The sequence below is a fragment of the Diaphorobacter sp. LR2014-1 genome (assembly GCF_002916785.1).
Taxonomy (GTDB): domain Bacteria; phylum Pseudomonadota; class Gammaproteobacteria; order Burkholderiales; family Burkholderiaceae_C; genus Diaphorobacter; species Diaphorobacter nitroreducens.
In genome coordinates, this window is the sequence record NZ_MTBE01000004.1 from 1 (window position 1) to 18,604 (window position 18,604).

25 protein-coding genes and 2 pseudogenes are annotated in these 18,604 nt (G+C 62.0%); 10 read left to right on the forward strand and 17 right to left on the reverse strand.

Annotation, left to right across the window (positions count from 1 at the left end; all coding sequences use genetic code 11):
• The coding region (istA, locus tag BV908_RS04715; RefSeq protein ID WP_103737366.1) for an IS21 family transposase at nt 1–1,452 on the forward strand (1,452 nt) is incomplete at its 5' end.
• Between the two features lie 36 nt (nt 1,453–1,488).
• Nucleotides 1,489–2,226: an IS21-like element helper ATPase IstB gene (gene istB, locus BV908_RS04720; protein ID WP_011805003.1), complete on the forward strand. Its 738-nt coding sequence runs from the start codon at nt 1,489–1,491 to the stop codon at nt 2,224–2,226.
• 182 nt (nt 2,227–2,408) lie between these two features.
• Here the strand turns inward: istB and BV908_RS04725 are convergent.
• The 17 genes and pseudogenes from BV908_RS04725 to BV908_RS04800 form a co-directional block, all read right to left on the reverse strand.
• Nucleotides 2,409–2,885, reverse strand: a pseudogene (locus BV908_RS04725) (uracil-DNA glycosylase family protein); the annotation flags it as partial.
• Nucleotides 2,885–3,274 (reverse strand): DUF488 family protein, encoded by a 390-nt coding sequence (locus tag BV908_RS04730; protein ID WP_015914045.1) that lies wholly within the window; start codon nt 3,272–3,274, stop codon nt 2,885–2,887. The gene BV908_RS04730 and the pseudogene BV908_RS04725, both read right to left, overlap by 1 nt.
• A 229-nt stretch (nt 3,275–3,503) precedes the next feature.
• Complete coding sequence (locus tag BV908_RS04735) at nt 3,504–4,172, reverse strand: class I SAM-dependent methyltransferase (RefSeq protein WP_103737367.1); 669 nt, start codon at nt 4,170–4,172, stop codon at nt 3,504–3,506.
• Nucleotides 4,173–4,273: 101 nt separating this feature from the next.
• On the reverse strand, nt 4,274–4,684 hold the full coding sequence (locus BV908_RS04740) for an ester cyclase (protein WP_103737368.1): 411 nt from the start codon (nt 4,682–4,684) through the stop codon (nt 4,274–4,276).
• 84 nt (nt 4,685–4,768) lie between these two features.
• The gene (locus BV908_RS04745; RefSeq protein ID WP_103737369.1) at nt 4,769–5,152 is read right to left on the reverse strand and encodes a GNAT family N-acetyltransferase; all 384 of its coding nucleotides are present in this window, start codon (nt 5,150–5,152) and stop codon (nt 4,769–4,771) included.
• A 999-nt stretch (nt 5,153–6,151) separates the two neighbouring features.
• Nucleotides 6,152–6,388 carry a hypothetical protein gene (locus BV908_RS22050; RefSeq protein ID WP_146052198.1) on the reverse strand — a complete coding sequence of 79 codons (237 nt, stop codon included), beginning with the start codon at nt 6,386–6,388 and terminating at the stop codon, nt 6,152–6,154.
• 24 nt (nt 6,389–6,412) lie between these two features.
• Nucleotides 6,413–6,661 (reverse strand): DUF1010 domain-containing protein, encoded by a 249-nt coding sequence (locus BV908_RS04750; RefSeq protein ID WP_103737370.1) that lies wholly within the window; start codon nt 6,659–6,661, stop codon nt 6,413–6,415.
• Nucleotides 6,662–6,722: 61 nt separating this feature from the next.
• A complete protein-coding gene (locus BV908_RS04755; protein ID WP_103737371.1) occupies nt 6,723–7,469 on the reverse strand; it encodes a class I SAM-dependent methyltransferase in 747 nt (248 codons plus the stop codon).
• Nucleotides 7,470–7,478: 9 nt separating this feature from the next.
• A complete protein-coding gene (locus BV908_RS04760; protein WP_103737372.1) occupies nt 7,479–7,724 on the reverse strand; it encodes a DUF1010 domain-containing protein in 246 nt (81 codons plus the stop codon).
• Nucleotides 7,725–7,742: 18 nt separating this feature from the next.
• Nucleotides 7,743–7,988, reverse strand: a complete 246-nt coding sequence (locus tag BV908_RS04765) for a DUF1010 domain-containing protein (protein WP_103737373.1) — start codon at nt 7,986–7,988, stop codon at nt 7,743–7,745.
• 16 nt (nt 7,989–8,004) lie between these two features.
• Nucleotides 8,005–8,247 (reverse strand): DUF1010 domain-containing protein, encoded by a 243-nt coding sequence (locus tag BV908_RS04770; RefSeq protein ID WP_103737374.1) that lies wholly within the window; start codon nt 8,245–8,247, stop codon nt 8,005–8,007.
• A gap of 16 nt (nt 8,248–8,263) precedes the next feature.
• The gene (locus tag BV908_RS04775; RefSeq protein ID WP_103737375.1) at nt 8,264–8,509 is read right to left on the reverse strand and encodes a DUF1010 domain-containing protein; all 246 of its coding nucleotides are present in this window, start codon (nt 8,507–8,509) and stop codon (nt 8,264–8,266) included.
• Between the two features lie 479 nt (nt 8,510–8,988).
• Complete coding sequence (locus BV908_RS04780; RefSeq protein WP_103737376.1) at nt 8,989–9,720, reverse strand: hypothetical protein; 732 nt, start codon at nt 9,718–9,720, stop codon at nt 8,989–8,991.
• A gap of 77 nt (nt 9,721–9,797) precedes the next feature.
• A complete protein-coding gene (locus BV908_RS04785) occupies nt 9,798–10,067 on the reverse strand; it encodes a hypothetical protein (protein ID WP_210433993.1) in 270 nt (89 codons plus the stop codon).
• Between the two features lie 27 nt (nt 10,068–10,094).
• Nucleotides 10,095–10,340, reverse strand: coding sequence for a DUF1010 domain-containing protein (locus tag BV908_RS04790; protein WP_103737377.1), 246 nt, complete (start codon nt 10,338–10,340; stop codon nt 10,095–10,097).
• A gap of 16 nt (nt 10,341–10,356) precedes the next feature.
• Nucleotides 10,357–10,602, reverse strand: a complete 246-nt coding sequence (locus BV908_RS04795; RefSeq protein ID WP_011806488.1) for a DUF1010 domain-containing protein — start codon at nt 10,600–10,602, stop codon at nt 10,357–10,359.
• 16 nt (nt 10,603–10,618) lie between these two features.
• Complete coding sequence (locus BV908_RS04800; RefSeq protein ID WP_348639060.1) at nt 10,619–10,954, reverse strand: DUF1010 domain-containing protein; 336 nt, start codon at nt 10,952–10,954, stop codon at nt 10,619–10,621.
• A gap of 45 nt (nt 10,955–10,999) precedes the next feature.
• On the opposite strand from BV908_RS04800, the gene BV908_RS04805 reads away from it, so the two are divergent.
• From BV908_RS04805 to BV908_RS04840, 8 genes and pseudogenes are all read left to right on the forward strand, one after another.
• A complete protein-coding gene (locus BV908_RS04805; protein WP_015914043.1) occupies nt 11,000–11,998 on the forward strand; it encodes an integron integrase in 999 nt (332 codons plus the stop codon).
• A complete protein-coding gene (locus tag BV908_RS04810; RefSeq protein ID WP_103737379.1) occupies nt 11,995–13,323 on the forward strand; it encodes a replication-associated recombination protein A in 1,329 nt (442 codons plus the stop codon). Before BV908_RS04805 ends, BV908_RS04810 begins: the two co-directional genes overlap by 4 nt.
• A gap of 357 nt (nt 13,324–13,680) precedes the next feature.
• Nucleotides 13,681–14,610 (forward strand): annotated as a pseudogene (locus BV908_RS04815) (branched-chain amino acid ABC transporter permease).
• 13 nt (nt 14,611–14,623) lie between these two features.
• The gene (locus BV908_RS04820) at nt 14,624–15,700 is read left to right on the forward strand and encodes an ABC transporter ATP-binding protein (protein ID WP_047349897.1); all 1,077 of its coding nucleotides are present in this window, start codon (nt 14,624–14,626) and stop codon (nt 15,698–15,700) included.
• A 21-nt stretch (nt 15,701–15,721) separates the two neighbouring features.
• Nucleotides 15,722–16,504 (forward strand): ABC transporter ATP-binding protein, encoded by a 783-nt coding sequence (locus tag BV908_RS04825; protein WP_011806480.1) that lies wholly within the window; start codon nt 15,722–15,724, stop codon nt 16,502–16,504.
• A 12-nt stretch (nt 16,505–16,516) separates the two neighbouring features.
• Nucleotides 16,517–17,245 (forward strand): ABC transporter ATP-binding protein, encoded by a 729-nt coding sequence (locus tag BV908_RS04830; RefSeq protein WP_011806479.1) that lies wholly within the window; start codon nt 16,517–16,519, stop codon nt 17,243–17,245.
• A 119-nt stretch (nt 17,246–17,364) separates the two neighbouring features.
• On the forward strand, nt 17,365–17,727 hold the full coding sequence (locus tag BV908_RS04835) for a DMT family protein (RefSeq protein WP_011806478.1): 363 nt from the start codon (nt 17,365–17,367) through the stop codon (nt 17,725–17,727).
• Nucleotides 17,728–17,898: 171 nt separating this feature from the next.
• Nucleotides 17,899–18,546 carry a DUF47 domain-containing protein gene (locus BV908_RS04840; protein ID WP_103737380.1) on the forward strand — a complete coding sequence of 216 codons (648 nt, stop codon included), beginning with the start codon at nt 17,899–17,901 and terminating at the stop codon, nt 18,544–18,546.
• The last annotated feature ends 58 nt before the right edge of the window (nt 18,547–18,604 follow it).

Here is an 18,604-nt window from a genome sequence, read left to right on the forward strand (position 1 = left end):
CTCGGCATCTCCAAATCCACTGTCAGCGAGATAGCCAGCTACGCGCGCGTGGCCGGCGTGGACTGGGCACTGGCCCAGAGCCTGAACGACGACGAACTCCAGGCCCGGCTCTACAAGCCACCCGTGGCGCGCGAGTCCCGGCACCTTGAACCCGACCACGCCCACATCCACCGCGAACTGCGCCGACCTGGCGTGACGCTGCAGTTGCTTTGGGAGGAATACCAGCAACAGCACAGCGGGCAGGCGTACAAGTACAGCGCCTTCTGCGAGAAGTACAAGGCCTGGGCCCGGCGCCTGCAGCGCTCCATGCGCCAGACCCACACGGGCGGTGACAAGCTCTTTGTGGACTACGCCGGCCAGACCGTTCCCGTGGTGGATGCTGACACTGGCGAGATACGCCAGGCCCAGGTCTTCGTGGCCGTGCTGGGCGCATCGAACTACACCTACGCCTGCGCCACCGCCAGCCAGAAGGCCACCGACTGGGTGGCCAGCATCATTAGCGCGCTGGAGTTCATCGGCGGCGTGCCCCGCCTGCTGGTGCCTGACCAGCCGCGCGCCCTCATGGCCCGACCCGACCGTTACGAGCCCACCGCGCACCGCCTGCTCGAAGAGCTCTGTGCGCACTACAGCCTGGCCGTGATGCCCGCGCGCCCGGCCAAGCCACGCGACAAACCCAAGGTGGAGGTCGCTGTGCAGGTGGTCGAGCGCTGGATTCTGGCCAGGCTGCGCCACCAGACCTTCTTCAGCCTGGCCGAGCTCAACCGGGCGATTGCCGCCTTGCTGGTGGACTTGAACCAGCGCGCGTTCAAGAAGCTGCCGGGCAACCGCACTAGCGCCTTCGCCGAACTCGACCGGCCAGCCCTGCGCCCCCTGCCGCCGGTGCGCATGCCCATCGCGCGCTTCAAACCCGCCCGCGTCAACATCGATTACCACGTTGAGCTCGATGGCCACTACTACTCGGTGCCCCACGCCCTGGTGGGTGAGCCGGTGGAGTTGCGCATCACGGCCGGCACGCTCGAAGTCCTGCACGGCAGCAAACGCGTGGCCGCCCACGCCCTCAATCCCCGACGGGGTGCACACACCACCACGCCCGAGCACATGCCGGCCTCGCACCGGGCGCACCTGCAGTGGACGCCGGCCAAGCTCATCGCCTGGGGTGAGCGCGTGGGCGCGGCCACCGCCGCCGTGGTGCGCTGGCAGATGGAGCACCGCCAGCATCCCGAGCAGGGTTACCGCTCCTGTCTGGGCCTCATGCGCCTGGGCCGTGAGTACGGGGCTGACCGGCTGGAGGCCGCCTGTGCGCGGGCGCAGTCGATTCGCTCACCGTCCTACAAGAGCATCGCCTCCATCCTGGGCTGCGGCCTGGACCAGCGGCCGCTGGATGCGCCGATGGCCGCACAGGCGAGCCTGCCGCTGCACGAGAACGTGCGCGGGCCGGGCTACTACCACTGAACTCCAACGTGCAAGCAAACCTAACAAGGAAGAACCATGCTCAACGAACAGACCTTGAACCAACTGCGCGCCCTGCGCCTGGACGGCATGGTGGCCGCCCTCAGCGACGCGGCCACCCACATCACGGCCAGCGAGCTGCCCTTTGAACAACGCCTGGCGCTGCTGGTGCAGCGCGAGGTGGACTGGCGTGACAGCAAGCGCCTGGAGCGCCTGTTGAAGGCGGCCCGCCTGAAGGTCTCCAGTGCCTGCCTGGAGGACATCGACTGGCGCGCCAGCCGGGGCCTGAGCCGAGAGGTCATCACCAGCCTGGCCGGCGGGGACTGGCTGCGCCATGGCCACAACGTGCTGCTCACCGGCGCCACCGGGTGCGGCAAGACGTGGCTCGCCTGCGCACTGGGGCAGCAGGCCGCGCGCCTGGGCTTCTCGGTGCTCTACACCCGCGCGCCACGGCTGCTGCAGGAGCTGCACGTGGCCCACGGCGATGGCAGCCTGGGCAAACGGCTGGCGCAACTGGCGCGGCTGGACCTGCTCATCCTGGACGACTTCGGCATCGCGCCGATTGCCGCGCACGAGCGAAACGACCTGCTGGAATTGCTGGACGACCGGGTGGGCACGCGCTCGACGCTCATCACCAGCCAGTTGCCGGTGACGGCCTGGCACGCCTGGCTGGACGAGCCCACGCTGGCCGACGCCATCCTGGACCGCATCGTGCACGGCTCGCACAAGATAGCCCTCAAGGGCGAGTCGATGCGCAAGCTCACCAAGGCCGTCTGAGCCGGCCGCGCCGACCGCCATTCCACGCTGATGGCGGACACTTCGGCTACGATTTGAGCGTCACTCAGGACACCCGCGCAACGTGTCCGCCATCGCCTGGAACGCTGTCCGCGATGGAAATGGAATCACTGTCCGCCATCAGTGGAATGCGCACCCAGCGGCCGGCCACGGCAGGCGGCCAGATGCCAGGCCAGCGCGTATTGGCCCACGGCCACGGTCAGCGCGATGTTCGGCAGCCGTGCCAGCAGCGGCACGCGCCACGCGGGGGCGCATTCGGGGCGGGGCGGTGCATCGCCCGAGGCGCCACGGCCCGGATAGCAAAAGCCCATCGGCACGATGGCCACGCGCGCCGGGTCATAGAACGTCTCCCGCGTCAGCCCCAGCCACGTGCGCAGGCGCTCGCCGCTCGCGTCATCAAAGGGGATGCCCGAGGCATGCACCTTGCGCCCCGGTGCCTGCCCCACGATCAGCAGGCGCGCGCGTGCATCGGCCTGCAGCACGGGGCGTGGGCCCAGCGGCAGGTAGGGCGCGCAGATCGTGCAGGCGCGCACGCGGCGCAGCAACGCATCCAGCGGCTCGTCGCGGCGTGTTTCGTCGCGCGGCAGTCCGTTGCGCGGCAATGCATGACCCGGCAATTCGTTGCGCGGTGGCTTCGCCATCAGTCCGCAATGCGTGCGCCGGCTTCGGACAGCAGCGCGCGCAACACCGAGCGGTGGCAGCGCGCCTCGTCCTCGCAGTAGCAGCCCACCGAGAAATTGTTGTGCTGCGACAGCGCGGCCAGCAGCGCGATGGTGTGGCGGTTCTCCGGCGTGGCCATCTCCTGGCGGAACTGCTGGGTGAAGGCGGCCCATTCCTTGGGCGTCTGCGCGGCCTGGGCGCGCTTGACGGTCTCGGGGCTGGGCGAGAGGTTGGGGTACCACACGTCATACCAGTCCTGCGCCGCGAACTGCTCCTTGGGCACTCCGCGCGGCGGGCGGCGCACGGTGCCGATGCGCGTGCCTTCGTCGCGTGCGCGGGGAGTGCCGAGGCGGACGATGCGGATGGGCATGGTGGGTACAGATACGGGCGACAGGAAGAGCTAACACCTGAACTCAGCCGCGCTGCACAGTGGCGGCAACGCATGCTAGCGTAGCGCATGCACGCGACTGCTGCCACGAACCAACGTCTAACACTCGCGGCAAGCCGCGCCGGACTGCGAAGCACGGAGGTCACCCGCAAGCGGAGTTTGCCGGCGTCGGCTTGTCCAATTGGTCAGGCAGCCCCAGCCATGCCAATTGTTAGGCATACGCTACCCACCCGCGGAACGTAAAAGCGGCGTAGAACAAGGAAACGCGCTTGAAGCCGGCTTTGCGCATCAGTTCTTCGTCCTGCATCGGCGACAGGATTTCCAGCCGCTCACCTATTGCTCGCACCAGCTGAGCCTTCGCAGGGTCTACGCCCGAAGAGGTCGTAAATGCTGCGTAGCGGGAAAGCCAGGCGTTTCGTAATTCGGGCTCTTGATCAAAGCTCAGATGCATGACAACCAGCGGCGCTCCTGGTTTCAAACGCCGGTGGATCTCTTGCAACGTTCTCAGCCGCTCTGGTGCTGATGTGAAATGCAGTGTCTGAAGACAGGATGCGGCGTCGAAGGGATCTTGGGGCGCAACATCAACATAACCCTCGTGCAGTCGGATGCGTGACATCAGTTCGCCAAGGGTTGATCGGGCCAGCTGAAGCATCTCCGAAGAGGGGTCGACGCCTTCGAAGTGCCAGCCTGGCTGGGCTTCGGCAAAACACTTGAGCTCTAAACCACCGCCTGCGCCCACAACAAGAACTCTGCCGTTGAATGGCGTATGTTCTGCAAGCAGCAGCGCAGCCATACGCCGCATGTCCAATAGCCCAGGAACGAGGCGACACGTGTTTTGCGCGTAATCAGCAATGTTGTGCGGGTCAGCGTTGGTGGTCATATGCGGGTATTGAGGCGGCCTACGTTGGCGATGAAAGGCGGCGCCCGGTTTGCCGGGTGACGTTCTCTCCATTGAGGCTTAGAGCTCACTTGGCACGGCTGCTACTTCATCTGGGCAATAGCCCCATGAAGATCGGCGTTGCCCCAGTGCTCAACGTACTGGCCATTCTTTATACGAACGATGTCAGTCACGCGGATGGTGATGCGGCGCCCCGTGGGAGGGACTCCGAGGAACACGCCTTGGTGAGTACCGGAAATCGTCTTCCGAGTTACGACCTTGTCTCCTTCGGCGATTTGATCGTGCAACTCGACGGTCAGATCAGGAAGGGCTGGACGAAGGATGTCTGTAAAGAATGCAGCGAAGCCATCGGGCCCTTTGGGCGTATCTGGTGGTGCAGTGTGGTTGACGAAGTCGGAGGCCACCAGTTCGTTGAATGCGTGCATGTCGCCTTGCTCAATGACCTCGCGATTGAAGCGCGCGACGATTTGTTTGTTTGCAGAGGAAGTATTCATGGCAGTGCTGAAATTGCGTGATCTCTAACGTTCGAGGTAAGGGCGGCTTGCACGAATGCGCAAGACGTCCCCATGACTGAGGGGTTAGGCCGCAGATGCATGCGACCCCTTGAGAACCTTGCGCATCAATGCATTCGGGACTGCGACGCCACGGATGACAGGTGTTCGCTGCTCGACGACCTCGAACCCGAAGCGGTGAAAGAACGGCTGGGCAGTGCGACTGACGTCAGATGTGAGTTCTGCGACCCCGAGTTGTCTTGCTTCAGACTCAAGCACTGCCATCAGCGCCTTTCCAATGTCTTGGCGAGGATGCCGACCTGAGACAAAGAAGTGATCGATGTACCCGTTTTCTTGAACATCGGCGTAGCCAACAGGCTTACCGTCAATCTCTGCAACAAACGGATTGATTCCGCGAATCTTGTTCTTCCAAAGGTCTTGATCCAGATCACCGAAGCCGTGAGCAACCAAGAGAGCAGGATTGCAACGCGGGACATAAGCAACCTGAGCTTTCTAACGGACTAGGTAAGCGGGCCGCCGAAGGCGGATCCGCTTGACCGCTGGGTTAGACACATCGGGTGAAAAGGTGCGTGGCAGCACAGGCAACGCGCTAGGAAAACAAGAGCTGCTGGCGCAGGTGGGATAAGAACCTGAGGTCAAAAAGACCACAAAACCACGCGCCAGGCCCCGGCAAGAAAAAAGGCGAAGCCCGATGCAACGCCAAACACCCAGCGCAAAAGCGCTTGCGAAGGTGAATGGGGCTTGGATATTCATGGACTTGAATGAGCTGGATATTGGCGGGACTAACGCCCGCGCTAACAGGCGACTATCAGCGAAGCTGGTTGACGTCCTGTTGAACAACCAGTTAGGCATTCTTTGCGGTGAACCTGTAGGTGCCATTAGATTGACCGCATTCGCAAGTTACTCTGAGAGCACCGGCGCCATTGTCAGGTTTCCGCATGACTGGTTTGACTGTGAGAGTGCCCCCGCATGTTCGGCATCGCGTATCCACTGGACTGCCACTGCGATAGCTAGATAGTGCTTGAAATATTGCGTCGGTGTCCGGAAGAGCATTCTCTGCTAACACCTCTGATGTTTCAGCTTTTCCAACACTTTTTGCAACAAGCATGGTGACCCAGAAGAGCGGGATGGCCAGCAGAGGATACGAAACGCTCCAGATATCGGTATCAGAGGTTGGCTCACATAACTTAAGAGTACGTTCACAAAACACATACGACAAGCTGGCTCCGAAGAAGAGAACCGCCCCCAAAAAGACTGATCCAAAAGCAAATGCAATCACCAACAGACAGCCATCGCTACCTCGACTAGACCTGCCAGCCATTGCGGACGCAACCAGTCCAACAGCGACGGCAATACAGGCCAGAGCGGTAATTGATGCCATGTACGGACTAACGGACTAGGTAAGCGGGCCGCCGTAGGCGGATCCGCTTGACCGCCGGGTTAGGTGTGTTAACGGCCACTAAACACCCGATATCCGGCGAAAGTAAAAACGATGCCGACCAATAGCCATAGCAGGCTGCCCAAAAGCCCACCAGCGCGAGCACCAAAGAACTGCGTGACCAATAAAGTCAAACCGCAAATGGACTTACAGCTAAGCCCACCGCTCTGCGCCGCACCGCCAAGCAGAAGGTTGGCACTTACCACGAGGGCAAAAATCCCAAGCGCCAGAACGAATGCACCTACCATTTTCGCTTCTCGTCGCATTTGAGCCTAACGGACTAGGTAAGCCGCCCGCAGCATGCGGGTCGGCTTGAGCGCCGGGTTAGACCCAAAGCGCAAAAACGAAAGTGACCGCACAGGCCACGGACTACGAAAACAATAGCTGCTTGCGCTTGCTGCACAAGGGATAGAGGCCAAAAAGGCTTGAAACTGGCGCAACCCACGCAGGCGAAGCCCGAGCGAACGCCAAACACCCAGCGGATAAACGCTTGCGAGGGTAAATGGCGTTTGAATATTCATGGGCTGAAATGAGCAGGAATAAAAAGCAGGCTAAAGCTGATGTAACCGGCGCTGCGCGGCTTTATCGCGCAGCGTCCGAGTTGACCGTCGGGGTAACTTTCTGCACGAGAAAATTTACCTCCGGATTAAGCCATGGCCCGAAAATAGAAAACGGACTCGTAATAACTTGCTGCAACCTGAACTGCGCTTGCACAAGTGCTTGTAACTTACGATAATCAAAACCCATGTGTTCGTAGTGAAAGGCAAAACCAGGTGCTATTGCCGCCACTGGACGGTCTTTCGGTGGAGAATACAGCGCAGCGAGCAAAATATTTTTGATTGAAGCATCGAATGCACCAAAACGGCGTGTCATGCGAAAAATCCCTTTGTATAGGGCTGGAATCCCAACTTCTACAGGAACACCGATAACTGCTTTGCCTTTGCTGCTCAGTAGTCTATTGAATTGCCATAGGGCGTCTTGTGTTTCTGCTTTTGGGAGATGTTCAAAGACTTCAAGACAGAAAATGAGATCAACTGAACCTTCAGTCATTTTTTCTAAATCACTACAGAAACTGACCTGTGGTAAGTCTGCCAAATTGTCCTTTGCTTCGGCCATCAGGGAGGAAGTTGGCTCGTAGCATACTATCTTCGCCTTTGGGAATTGCAAAGCAATGAGTTTGCATAACTCGCCATTTCCAGCACCAAAATCAAGGACGCATTGTGGATTGAGACTTCTATCGGCAATGCGAGAGGCAACGACAAGCCTGCGCGACTGAAGCCAACGTTTTATCGGGTTTTTGTCTTTGAACGTGATGTCTGAGTAGGCCATAAATGAAAACTAACGGCCAAGGTAAGCCGCCCGCCGTAGGCGGGTCGGCTTGAACGCAGGGTTAGACCCGAAGGCCAAAAGGGAGCGCCCGGACTTGGACCAGGGCGCAGCCCACGAAAAAGCGCTGGGCCACGAGAGCGGCGCAGCGCTGCAAGAATGATAGCTGGTGGCGCTTGCTACAAAGGCGCTGGAGGCCAAAAAGGCTTGAAAGCCTTTGGAGCAGGGCCAAGCGCTGGAACAAGTGGCTGCGCGCATAAAGAGGGGGTGATGGGACTAACGGCCAAGGTAAGCGGCCCGCAGAATGCGGGTCCGCTTGACCGCAGAGTTAGACCCGAAGGCCAAAAGGGAGCGCCCAGCCTTGAAGACGTGCGCAGCCCAAGAAAAAGCGCTGGGCCACGAAAGCGGAGCAGCGCTGCAAGAAGGATAGCTGGTGGCGCTTGCTGCACAAGCGCTGGAGGCCCAAAAGGCTTGAAAGCCTTTGGAACAGGGCAGAGCGCTGGAACGGGTGGCTGCGCGCATGAAACGGGTGATGGGACTAACGAACCAAGGTAAGCGGCGGCGAAGCCGTCCGCTTGACCGCAGAGTTAGACCCGAAGGCCAAAAGGGAGCGCCCAGCCTTGAAGATGTGCGCGGCCCAAGAAAAACCACTGGGCCACGAAAGCGGCGCAGCGCTGCAAGAAGGATAGCTGGTGGCGCTTGCTGTACAAGCGCTGGAGGCCCAAAAGGCTTGAAAGCCTTTGGAACAGGGCCGAGCGCTGGAACAGGTGGGTGCGCGCATGAAACGGGTGATGGGACTAACGGCCAAGGTAAGCCGCCCGCCGTAGGCGGGTCGGCTTGAACGCCGGGTTAGACCCGAAGGCCAAAAGGGAGCGCCCGGACTTGGACACGGGCGCAGCCCACGAAAAAGCGCTGGCCCATGAAAGCGGCGCAGCGCTGCAAGAATGATAGCTGGTAGCGCTTGCTGCAAAAGCGCTGGAGGCCAAAAAGGCTTGAAAGCCTTTGGAACAGGGCCGAGCGCTGGAGCAAGTGACTGCGCGCATAAAACGGGTGATGGGACTAACACCTGAGTTAAGCCGCGCCGCGAAGCGGCGTCGGCTTGGACGATTTGTTAGGGCGCCAAGCCTGCCGAAGCGCTGACACCCGAGCGCGAGAGCGCACACGCCGATCCTACCCGAAGTTGCTTGTGGCGTGGCGAGCAAGACAGCCCGAGCGCGCAGCGAAGATCCCGCGTGAATCAGCCTGGCGAAGCGAGATGGTCTGGTGCGGGAAAGCCGCCACAGCCCACGAGCGCAACCCGAGAACTCAAAGAACACCGAGAGCGCAGCAGCAATGCCGCGAGAACCCTCAAGAGCCCTGCTGCCGCGTGAAATGACGAGCGCGCGACCGAAACTCAATTCCTACCGACTGCGGGCAGAACAACAGGAGTTCAATTGCTTTGCAGCAGCGGAAGCAAAGCTTTTAAGCGCCCTAACACCTGAGTTAAGCCGCGCCGCGAAGCGGCGTCGGCTTGAATGAATTGTTAGCCTGCGTCCACGATGCCGAACTTGGCCTGCAGCTCACTAAGCGCGTAGACGCGAACCACTGTGGGAATTGCTGCTTCATCGGCTACAGCCATGAATCGCTTCTGGGTTGCTTCGACGTCTGATGTTCGATCGACCACGGCAACGAGGATCAGGTTAACGCTCTTGAGATTGTTGCCGAGCACGTAAGATTGGGCGCGATGCAGCACTTGCTGTAGAAGCGCTCTCGGCGGAGGTTTTGCGACGTACTTGACCTCAACAATGTTCATTCTGTTGTTGTGGACGAACGCGCCATCAAAATGCTGATTTGGTCCTGCTGAAACCTGCCGGCTGATCGGCTGGCCGAACTCTGCCTGCACGGCACGGAGTGCAAGATCCTCTGCCTGGAAGTACTGAGCGCGAAACTGCGGCGTGGGCGTCGGAGTAGCCTGCGGAGGTACAGCCGTTGGGGAAGCGGGAACGGGCTCGTCATCAGGCGCCGGAAGTGCCGGCGAGTTAGCAAGGGCGTTCGCCTCCTCAATTTCTTGGTTCGCCCTGGCAGCTTGCTCGGGAACCGATAAGGACTGCATTGCCTTGACTGAGAACGGTCCGGCAGTCACGTCACTGCCAGACTTGATCCTCTCCGTCAAAGCCTCCAAGAGCAGCTGGATGGGCTTATGAAACCGCCAGGCGATGCCGCCGATTAGGCCGACCCAAAGGAGGGTTTGTAGAAATGGTCCCCAGTGCTCCATTGTTTCCTCAGCAGGCTAACACCTGAGTTAAGCCGCGCCGCGAAGCGGCGTCGGCTTGGACGAATTGTTAGGCAGCATCACTCACACCAAACCTCACAGACCTTCTTTGTGCGCAGGTTTAGGATTTTTGCCGAAGCGCATGCGCCGTACGGACTGCCCTCCAGAAAGATGACTCGATCACCTTCTTCCATGTTGAAGCAGTAAGTTTTTGCCTCGTACTTCTCGCCATTGATAATGAAAAGCTCGTCGTCGTGCGAGACCTCAATCTCGTATTCCGTAGCTGCACTAACGGTGGATGCAACGACGAGCAGCGCTGCAGTGGCGGTCCAGCGGGTAATTCTTTTCACGGTGCGTCTCCCCTTCATGTGTGCTGCCTAACGGCCAAGGTAAGCGGCCCGCAGAATGCGGGTCCGCTTGACCGCAAAGTTAGACCCGAAGGCCAAAAGGGAACGCCCTGCCTTGAAGAAGGGCGTAGCCCACGAAAAAGAGCTGGGCCACGAAAGCGGCGCAGCGCTGCAAGCATGATAGCTCGTGGCGCTTGCTGCACAAGCGCTGGAGGCCCAAAAGGCTTGAAAGCCTTTGGAACAGGGCGGAGCGCTGGAACGGGTGGCTGCGCGCATAGAGCGGGTGATGGGACTAACGGCCAAAGTAAGCGGCTGGCCGTAGGCCAGTCCGCTTGACTGCAGAGTTAGACCCGAAGGCCAAAAGGGAGCGCCCAGCCTTGACGACGTGCGCAGCCCAAGAAAAACCGCTGGGCCACGGAAGCGGCGCAGCGCTGCAAGAATGATAGCTGGTGGCGCTTGGCTGGCAAGCGCTGGAGGCCAAAAAGGCTAGAAAGCCTTTGGAACAGGGCCGAGCGCTGAAATAAGTGGCTGCGCGCATAGAGCGGGTGATGGGACTAACAGCCCAGATAAGCCGCCCGCCGTAGGCGGGTCGGCTTGAGCGCAGAGTTAGACCCGAAGGCCAAAAGGGAACGCCCTGCCTTGAAGAAGGGCGCAGCCCACGAAAAAGCGCTGGGCCACGGAAGCGGCGCAGCACTGCAAGAATGATAGCTGGTGGCGCTTGGCTGGCAAGCGCTGGAGGCCCAAAAGACTAGAAAGCCTTTGGAACAGGGCGGAGCGCTGAAATAAGTGGCTGCGCGCATAGAGCGGGTGATGGGACTAACTAGAATTAGATCTCTGCATGCTATCGACCGGCCGCGGCCTAAGTCAAGCAGGCTGTCAAGCCTCTCCATAAACGCCCATGGCAGCGGTAATTTAGACCGCCTAAAATTTCACGGATGGATGCGCCTTCCGTTTCACGCCCACCCGCCGTGCGACAGCCGCCCCGGCTGCTGGAGTCGATGCGCGAGCGCATCCGGGTGCTGCACTATTCCATTCGCACCGAGCAGGCTTACGTGGATTGGGCGCGCCGTTTTATCTTGTTCCATGACAAGCGCCATCCGCGCGAGATGGGGGCACCGGAGGTCACCGCTTTTCTGACCCACCTGGCTGTTGAGCGCAATGTGTCCGCCTCTACGCAGAACCAAGCCAAGGCCGCCATTTTGTTTCTCTACAAAGAGGTGCTGCAGCAAGACTTGCCCTGGCTGGATGAGATTGTTTCGGCCCGCAAGGCGCGCCGCCTGCCGGTGGTGTTGACGCAGCGCGAGGTGCGCGAGCTGCTGATGCACCTGCAGGGCACGCAGTGGCTGGTTGCCTCGCTGCTGTACGGCACGGGGATGCGCATTCTGGAGGCACTGCGCCTGCGCGTGAAGGATGTGGAGTTCGAACGGCGTGAACTGATCGTGCGCGAAGGCAAGGGGAACAAGGATCGTGTGACCGTCCTGCCCGAGAATCTGATCACACCGTTGCGCGAGCAGATGGAGCGCGCCCGTGCGCTGCACCGCAAGGACTTGGATGCGGGTCTTGGTGCCGTATGGTTGCCTGATGCGTTGGCCGTGAAGTACGCGAATGCAGCCACGGCCTGGGGATGGCAGTACGTATTCCCCAGCGCGGTGCGTTCGGTGGACCCGCGCTCGGGCGTGCAGCGGCGCCATCACCTGCTGGAGCAGTCGGTGCAGAAGGCCGTGGCGCTGGCAGCGCGCCGCGCGGGCATCGACAAGCCCTGCACACCGCATGTGCTGCGGCATTCTTTTGCCACCCACATGCTGCAGGCAGGTTACGACATCCGCACCGTGCAGGAGTTGCTGGGTCACAAGGATGTGAGTACCACCATGATCTACACCCATGTCTTGAACAAGGGCGGGCGCGGGGTGTTGAGCCCGCTCGATACGCTATGAGTCGCGCTTCCCCGCTGGCCCACCAGCCCTTGGCCGAACGCCTGCGTCCGCGTTCGCTGGCCGAGGTCATTGGCCAGCAGCATGTGCTGGGGCCGGGCATGCCGCTGCGGCTGGCGTTTGAATCGGGCCGCCCGCACAGTTGCATCCTGTGGGGGCCGCCCGGCGTGGGCAAGACCACGATTGCGCGCCTGATGGCCGAGGCGTTCGATGCGCAGTTCATCAGCATCAGCGCCGTGCTGGGCGGCGTAAAGGACATCCGCGATGCCGTGCAGCTGGCCGAGAGCGCACGCGACGGGCTGATGCAGCAGCGCACCATCGTCTTCGTGGACGAGGTGCACCGCTTCAACAAGAGCCAGCAGGACGCGTTCTTGCCGCATGTGGAAAGCGGCCTGTTCACTTTCGTGGGGGCGACCACCGAGAACCCTTCGTTCGAGGTCAACTCGGCCCTGCTGTCGCGTGCCGCGGTCTATGTGCTGCAGCCTCTGGGCAGCGACGACTTGAAGCAAATTGTGGCCAAGGCCCAGGCGCTGCAAGCGCTACCAGCTATTGAAAATGCAGCGCTGGAGCGCCTCATCGCCTATGCCGACGGGGATGCGAGGCGCCTGCTCAACACGCTGGAAACCCTGGAGGTCACCGCAAGCCAGGCGGGCATCGAGCGCATCGAAGACGCCTGGCTGCTGCAGGTGCTGGGCGAGCGCATGCGCCGCTACGACAAGGGTGGCGAACAGTTCTACGACACCATCAGCGCGCTGCACAAGTCGGTGCGCGGCTCCGATCCTGATGCTGCGCTGTACTGGCTGGTGCGCATGCTCGACGGCGGGGCGGACCCCCGCTACATGGCGCGGCGCATCGTGCGCATGGCCTGGGAGGACATCGGTCTGGCCGATCCGCGCGCCATGCAGATCGCGCACGACGCTGCGCAGACCTACGAACGCCTGGGCAGCCCTGAGGGCGAGCTCGCGCTGGCGCAGGCCGTGATCTACCTCGCCGTGGCGCCCAAGAGCAATGCGGGCTACATGGCCTACAACAAGGCCCGCGCCTTCGTGAAGCAGGACGGCACGCGCCCCGTGCCGCTGCACCTGCGCAATGCGCCCACCCAACTCATGAAGCAGTTGGACTACGGCAAGGACTATCGCTACGCGCACGACGAAGAGGGCGGCTTTGCCGCGGGCGAGAACTACCTGCCCGATGGCATGGATCCGCCGGGCTTTTACGCACCGGTGCCGCGCGGGCTGGAGATCAAGATCGGCCAGAAGCTCGATGAACTGCGCGCGCGCAATGCGGCAGCGCAGCGTGGCCCCGACGACGTGCCCCCAGACGCCTAGGCTTCGAGTGGCTTCTTGTGTGAGGGGCTAGCGGCGGGCCGACCACGGTCCCGTTGCACGGCATTGTTCAGCCCAATCCATGACCCGTTGGGAATAAGCGCATTCCCTGATCGCGTCGCAATCATCAATATTTCTAATGCGCGCGGCACCCGCCTGATGGGCCCTCCAATCAAGGGAAAACCCCGTCCAAACGTGGTAGGGACGGCGTGTTTCCTCTGACTACAATTTCTTCACAAACCCGCGCAGACCCTTGCCTGGCGGGTTTTTTGCTAGATGGCGAACGGGCCCACAAGGCTGCATCGATTCGCGGTGCTTGGCTGGTGTGCACGTCAATAGTCGATACAAAGGACTCAACATATGGACATCTTGCTGCAGCAGATCATCAATGGTCTGGTTCTGGGCAGCATGTACGCCTTGATAGCCTTGGGCTACACCATGGTGTACGGCATCATCCAGCTCATCAACTTCGCGCACGGGGAAGTGCTCATGGTCGGCGCGCTGACCAGCTGGAGCTGCATCGGCCTCATGCAGGAGGCCATGCCGGGCGCGCCCGGCTGGCTCATTCTGCTGCTGGCCACGCTGATCGCCTGCGTGGTGGCGGCGGTACTCAATTTCGCCATCGAAAAAGTCGCCTACCGGCCGCTGCGCAACAGCCCGCGCCTGGCCCCCTTGATCACCGCCATCGGCATGTCGATCCTGCTGCAGACGCTGGCGATGATCATCTGGAAGCCCAACTAGAAACCGTACCCCACGCTGCTGCCCACCCAGCCGTTCCAAGTGGGCGGCGCGGTGATCACCACCACCCAGGTGCTGATCCTGGGCGTGACGGTGGTGGCGCTGGCTTCCATGGTCTACCTGGTCAACTACACACGGCTGGGCCGCGCCATGCGCGCCACGGCAGAGAACCCGCGCGTGGCCGCGCTCATGGGCGTGAAGCCCGACATGGTGATCTCGGCCACCTTCATCATCGGCGCGGTGCTGGCCGCCATCGCCGGCATCATGTGGGCCTCCAACTACGGCACGGCGCAGCACACCATGGGCTTCTTGCCGGGGCTGAAGGCGTTCACCGCGGCGGTGTTCGGCGGCATCGGCAACCTGGCTGGCGCCGTGGTGGGCGGACTTCTGCTGGGGCTCATCGAGGCCATCGGCTCCGGCTACATCGGCACCCTCACCGGGGGCGTGCTGGGCAGCCACTACACCGACATCTTCGCCTTTATCGTGCTCATCATCATCCTGACGCTGCGCCCCTCGGGCCTGCTGGGTGAGCGTGTGGCCGACCGCGCCTGAGGAGCCAACGACCATGAAAAACCACAAGATCCAATGGATCCTGGGCGGCATTGCGCTGCTGGTTCTGCCCCTGGTGCTGCAGTACTTCGGCAACGCATGGGTGCGCATCGCCGATTTGGCCCTGCTGTACGTGATGCTGGCGCTGGGCCTGAACATCGTGGTGGGCTACGCTGGCCTGCTCGACCTGGGCTACGTGGCGTTCTATGCCGTCGGTGCCTACATGTTCGGCCTGCTGGCCTCGCCGCACCTGACGGAGAACTTCGCCTGGTTTGCCGCCAATTTCCCCGACGGGCTGCACATGTCGCTGTGGATGGTGATCCCGCTAGCCCTGGTGCTGGCGGCGTGCACCGGCGTGCTGCTGGGCATACCGGTGCTCAAGCTGCGCGGCGACTACCTGGCCATCGTGACGCTGGGCTTTGGCGAAATCATCCGCATCTTCATGAACAACCTGGACCACCCGGTCAACATCACCAACGGCCCCAAGGGCCTGGGGCAGATCGATTCGGTGAAGATCTTCGGGCTGGATCTGGGCAAGCGGCTGGAGCTGTTCGGCTACGACATCAACTCCGTCACGCTGTACTACTACCTGTTCCTGTTCCTGGTGCTGGTCACCATTTTGGTGTGCTATCGCCTGCAGGATTCGCGCATTGGGCGCGCGTGGATGGCCATCCGTGAGGACGAAATCGCCGCCAAGGCCATGGGCATCAATACCCGCAACATGAAGCTGCTGGCCTTTGGCATGGGCGCTTCGTTCGGCGGTGTGGCCGGCGCCATGTTCGCGGCGTTCCAGGGATTCGTCTCGCCCGAGTCGTTCAGCCTGATGGAGTCGGTGATGATCGTTGCCATGGTGGTGCTGGGCGGCATCGGCCACATTCCCGGCGTGATCCTGGGTGCCGTGCTGCTGTCCGCGCTGCCCGAGGTGCTGCGCTATGTGGCCGGCCCGCTGCAGGCGATGACCGACGGGCGGCTGGACTCGTCCATCCTGCGCCAACTGTTGATCGCCTTGGCCATGATCATCGTGATGCTGCTGCGCCCGCGGGGCCTGTGGCCCGCGCCCGAGCATGGCAAGAGCCTTGCGCAGAAGTCCTGACACCACCGGTAGAGCAACAACATGGCAGATACATCGAAAGAAGTGGTGCTGAAGGTCGCGGGCATCTCCAAGCGTTTTGGCGGCCTGCAGGCGTTGTCCGACGTGGGCATCACCATCCAGCGCGGCCAGGTCTATGGCCTGATCGGCCCCAATGGCGCGGGCAAGACGACGTTCTTCAACGTCATCACCGGCCTGTACACGCCCGATGCGGGCAGTTTTGAACTCGCGGGCCAGCCCTACGAGCCCCGCGCTGTGCACCTGGTGGCCAAGGCGGGCATTGCGCGCACCTTTCAGAACATCCGGCTGTTCGCCGACATGACGGCGCTGGAGAACGTGATGGTGGGGCGGCACATCCGCACGCATTCCGGGCTCTTCGGGGCCATCTTCCGCACCAAGAGCTTCAAGGAGGAGGAGGCGGCCATCGCCAAGCGCGCGCAGGAGCTGCTGGACTACGTGGGCATCGGCAAGTACGCCGATTTCAAGGCGCGCACGCTGTCGTACGGCGACCAGCGCCGCCTGGAGATCGCGCGCGCCCTGGCCACCGATCCGCAACTGATCGCGCTGGACGAACCCGCCGCCGGCATGAACGCCACCGAGAAGGTGCAACTGCGCGAGCTGATCGACCGCATCCGCAACGACAACCGCACCATCTTGCTCATCGAGCACGACGTGAAGCTGGTCATGGGCCTGTGCGACCGTGTCACGGTGCTGGACTACGGCAAGCAGATTGCCGAGGGAACCCCTGCCGACGTGCAGAAGAACGAAAAAGTGATCGAGGCCTATCTGGGCACCGGCGGGCACTGAAGGACGCAAGACATGGCCGAAAAATCCAACAAAGTTCTATTGCAGGTCAAGGGCCTGAAGGTGGCCTACGGCGGCATCCAGGCCGTCAAGGGGGTGGACTTCGAGGTGCGCGAGGGCGAGCTGGTCACATTGATCGGCTCCAACGGGGCGGGCAAGACCACCACCATGAAGGCCATCACCGGCACGCTGGGCATGAACGATGGCGACATCGAGTACCTGGGCCAGAGCATCAAGGGCAAGGGCGCGTGGGACCTGGTCAAGCAGGGGCTGGTGATGGTGCCCGAGGGGCGCGGCGTGTTCGCGCGCATGACCATCACCGAGAACCTGCTCATGGGCGCCTACACGCGCGACGACAAGGCGGGGATTGCCGCCGACATCGAAAAGATGTTCACCATCTTCCCGCGCCTGCGCGAGCGCAAGGACCAGCTGGCGGGCACCATGTCCGGAGGCGAGCAGCAGATGCTGGCCATGGGCCGCGCGCTGATGAGCCAGCCCAAGGTGCTGCTGCTGGACGAGCCCTCCATGGGCCTGTCGCCCATCATGGTGGACAAGATCTTCGAGGTGGTGCGCGACGTGTATGCCCTGGGCGTGACCATCGTGCTGGTGGAGCAGAACGCCAGCCGCGCGCTGGCGATTGCCGACCGCGGCTACGTGATGGAGTCGGGCCTGATCACCATGGCCGGCGGGGGACGGGATCTGCTCAGCGATCCGCGCGTGCGCGCCGCCTACCTGGGTGAGTGAAAGGGCGGCCGCTGGCCGCTGGAACAGGCACCGCTGCGGCGGTGCTTTGTTTTTTATAGCTACCAGCGCTTGATGGATATGCGCTAGAGTGTGATTTGGCTTGTAAAATCCGCCGCGCCATGCACGCCCTGCAATCCCTGCCCATCCCCCTCCAGACCATCCTGCTGCTGGTTGCCAGCAACATCTTCATGACCATGGCCTGGTACGGCCACCTGAAGAACCTGGCCACCGCCCCGTGGTACGTGGCGGCGCTGGTGAGCTGGGGCATCGCCCTGTTCGAATACCTGTTGCAGGTGCCGGCCAACCGCATTGGGCATACGCAGTTCAGCGTGGGGCAGCTCAAGATCATGCAGGAGGTGATCACGCTGACGGTGTTCGTGCCCTTCGCCGTGTTCTACCTGAACGAGCCGCTCAAATGGGACTACCTCTGGGCGGGTTTGTGCCTCGTCGGGGCGGTGTACTTCATCTTCCGCAGCGCGTAGGAGCCGAGCCGCCCCGGCCCTGCCGGGGGCGCGGGTCTCTGCGCATCCGCTTTGACCTGGTGCGCCGGGCGGCTGTCTGGCGCCGGTTAAACTCGCGGTTTTCGCAGATTTGTCACGTCTTGGTCATCTCTGCGTCACATATACCGCCAGAAGGTTCGATCAGGAGTCGGCATGTTGTTTGGAAAGCTGTTGCCCCGCGAGGGCAATTTTTTCGAGATGTTCAACCAGCATGCAGACCGCATCGTCGAGGCCGCGCGGGCGTTCTCGCAACTGGTGGCGAACTACAGCGACACCCACCTGCGCGACCAGTACAACCAGGACGTGGACAACGCCGAGCGCGCCGCCGACCGCGTGACGCACGAGGTCAACCGCACGCTGCACAAGACCTTCATCACGCCCATCGACCGTGAGCAGATCCACTCGCTGATCAACACCATGGACGACGTGGCCGACCTGATCCAGGACTCGGCCGAGCCCATGGCGCTGTACGACATCCACCACATGACGGACGAGATCACCCGCCTGACGGACCTCAGCCTCAAGTGCTGCGAGCGCGTGCAGGACGCGGTGAAGCTGCTGTCGCGCATTGCCGATCCGGCCGTGGCCGAGGCCGCGCTCAAGACCTGCGAGGAAATCGACCGCCTGGAGGGCGACGCCGACCGCGTGCTGCGCAGCGCCATGAGCAAGCTGTTCCGCGAGGAGCCGGACGTGCGCGAGGTCATCAAGCTCAAGGCCATCTACGAGCTGCTGGAGACCATCACCGACCGCTGCGAAGACGTGGCCAACCTCATCGAGGGCATCATCCTCGAGAACTCCTGAGGCGCGGCCGCAGGCCTGCGCTTCGCATCCCTGGCAGGGCTCGCACCCTCATTCCCAG

What these genes read in the sequence shown, in the direction of transcription:
- BV908_RS04840 (WP_103737380.1), top strand. Translation starts at nt 17,899, where the DNA reads ATGTTGTTTGGAAAGCTGTTGCCCCGCGAGGGCAATTTTTTCGAGATG.
- BV908_RS04760 (WP_103737372.1), bottom strand. Translation starts at nt 7,724, where the DNA reads ATGCGCGCAGCCACTTGTTCCAGCGCTTGGCCCTGCTCCAAAGGCTTT.
- BV908_RS04795 (WP_011806488.1), bottom strand. Translation starts at nt 10,602, where the DNA reads ATGCGCGCAGCCACTTATTTCAGCGCTCGGCCCTGTTCCAAAGGCTTT.
- BV908_RS04825 (WP_011806480.1), top strand. Translation starts at nt 15,722, where the DNA reads ATGGCAGATACATCGAAAGAAGTGGTGCTGAAGGTCGCGGGCATCTCC.
- BV908_RS04820 (WP_047349897.1), top strand. Translation starts at nt 14,624, where the DNA reads ATGAAAAACCACAAGATCCAATGGATCCTGGGCGGCATTGCGCTGCTG.
- BV908_RS04805 (WP_015914043.1), top strand. Translation starts at nt 11,000, where the DNA reads ATGGATGCGCCTTCCGTTTCACGCCCACCCGCCGTGCGACAGCCGCCC.
- BV908_RS22050 (WP_146052198.1), bottom strand. Translation starts at nt 6,388, where the DNA reads ATGGTAGGTGCATTCGTTCTGGCGCTTGGGATTTTTGCCCTCGTGGTA.
- BV908_RS04775 (WP_103737375.1), bottom strand. Translation starts at nt 8,509, where the DNA reads ATGCGCGCAGTCACTTGCTCCAGCGCTCGGCCCTGTTCCAAAGGCTTT.
- BV908_RS04790 (WP_103737377.1), bottom strand. Translation starts at nt 10,340, where the DNA reads ATGCGCGCAGCCACCCGTTCCAGCGCTCCGCCCTGTTCCAAAGGCTTT.
- BV908_RS04730 (WP_015914045.1), bottom strand. Translation starts at nt 3,274, where the DNA reads ATGCCCATCCGCATCGTCCGCCTCGGCACTCCCCGCGCACGCGACGAA.
- BV908_RS04740 (WP_103737368.1), bottom strand. Translation starts at nt 4,684, where the DNA reads ATGAATACTTCCTCTGCAAACAAACAAATCGTCGCGCGCTTCAATCGC.
- BV908_RS04770 (WP_103737374.1), bottom strand. Translation starts at nt 8,247, where the DNA reads ATGCGCGCACCCACCTGTTCCAGCGCTCGGCCCTGTTCCAAAGGCTTT.
- BV908_RS04830 (WP_011806479.1), top strand. Translation starts at nt 16,517, where the DNA reads ATGGCCGAAAAATCCAACAAAGTTCTATTGCAGGTCAAGGGCCTGAAG.
- BV908_RS04765 (WP_103737373.1), bottom strand. Translation starts at nt 7,988, where the DNA reads ATGCGCGCAGCCACCCGTTCCAGCGCTCTGCCCTGTTCCAAAGGCTTT.
- BV908_RS04835 (WP_011806478.1), top strand. Translation starts at nt 17,365, where the DNA reads ATGCACGCCCTGCAATCCCTGCCCATCCCCCTCCAGACCATCCTGCTG.
- BV908_RS04755 (WP_103737371.1), bottom strand. Translation starts at nt 7,469, where the DNA reads ATGGCCTACTCAGACATCACGTTCAAAGACAAAAACCCGATAAAACGT.
- istB (WP_011805003.1), top strand. Translation starts at nt 1,489, where the DNA reads ATGCTCAACGAACAGACCTTGAACCAACTGCGCGCCCTGCGCCTGGAC.
- BV908_RS04750 (WP_103737370.1), bottom strand. Translation starts at nt 6,661, where the DNA reads ATGAATATTCAAACGCCATTTACCCTCGCAAGCGTTTATCCGCTGGGT.
- BV908_RS04810 (WP_103737379.1), top strand. Translation starts at nt 11,995, where the DNA reads ATGAGTCGCGCTTCCCCGCTGGCCCACCAGCCCTTGGCCGAACGCCTG.
- BV908_RS04735 (WP_103737367.1), bottom strand. Translation starts at nt 4,172, where the DNA reads ATGACCACCAACGCTGACCCGCACAACATTGCTGATTACGCGCAAAAC.
- BV908_RS04800 (WP_348639060.1), bottom strand. Translation starts at nt 10,954, where the DNA reads ATGGAGAGGCTTGACAGCCTGCTTGACTTAGGCCGCGGCCGGTCGATA.
- BV908_RS04780 (WP_103737376.1), bottom strand. Translation starts at nt 9,720, where the DNA reads ATGGAGCACTGGGGACCATTTCTACAAACCCTCCTTTGGGTCGGCCTA.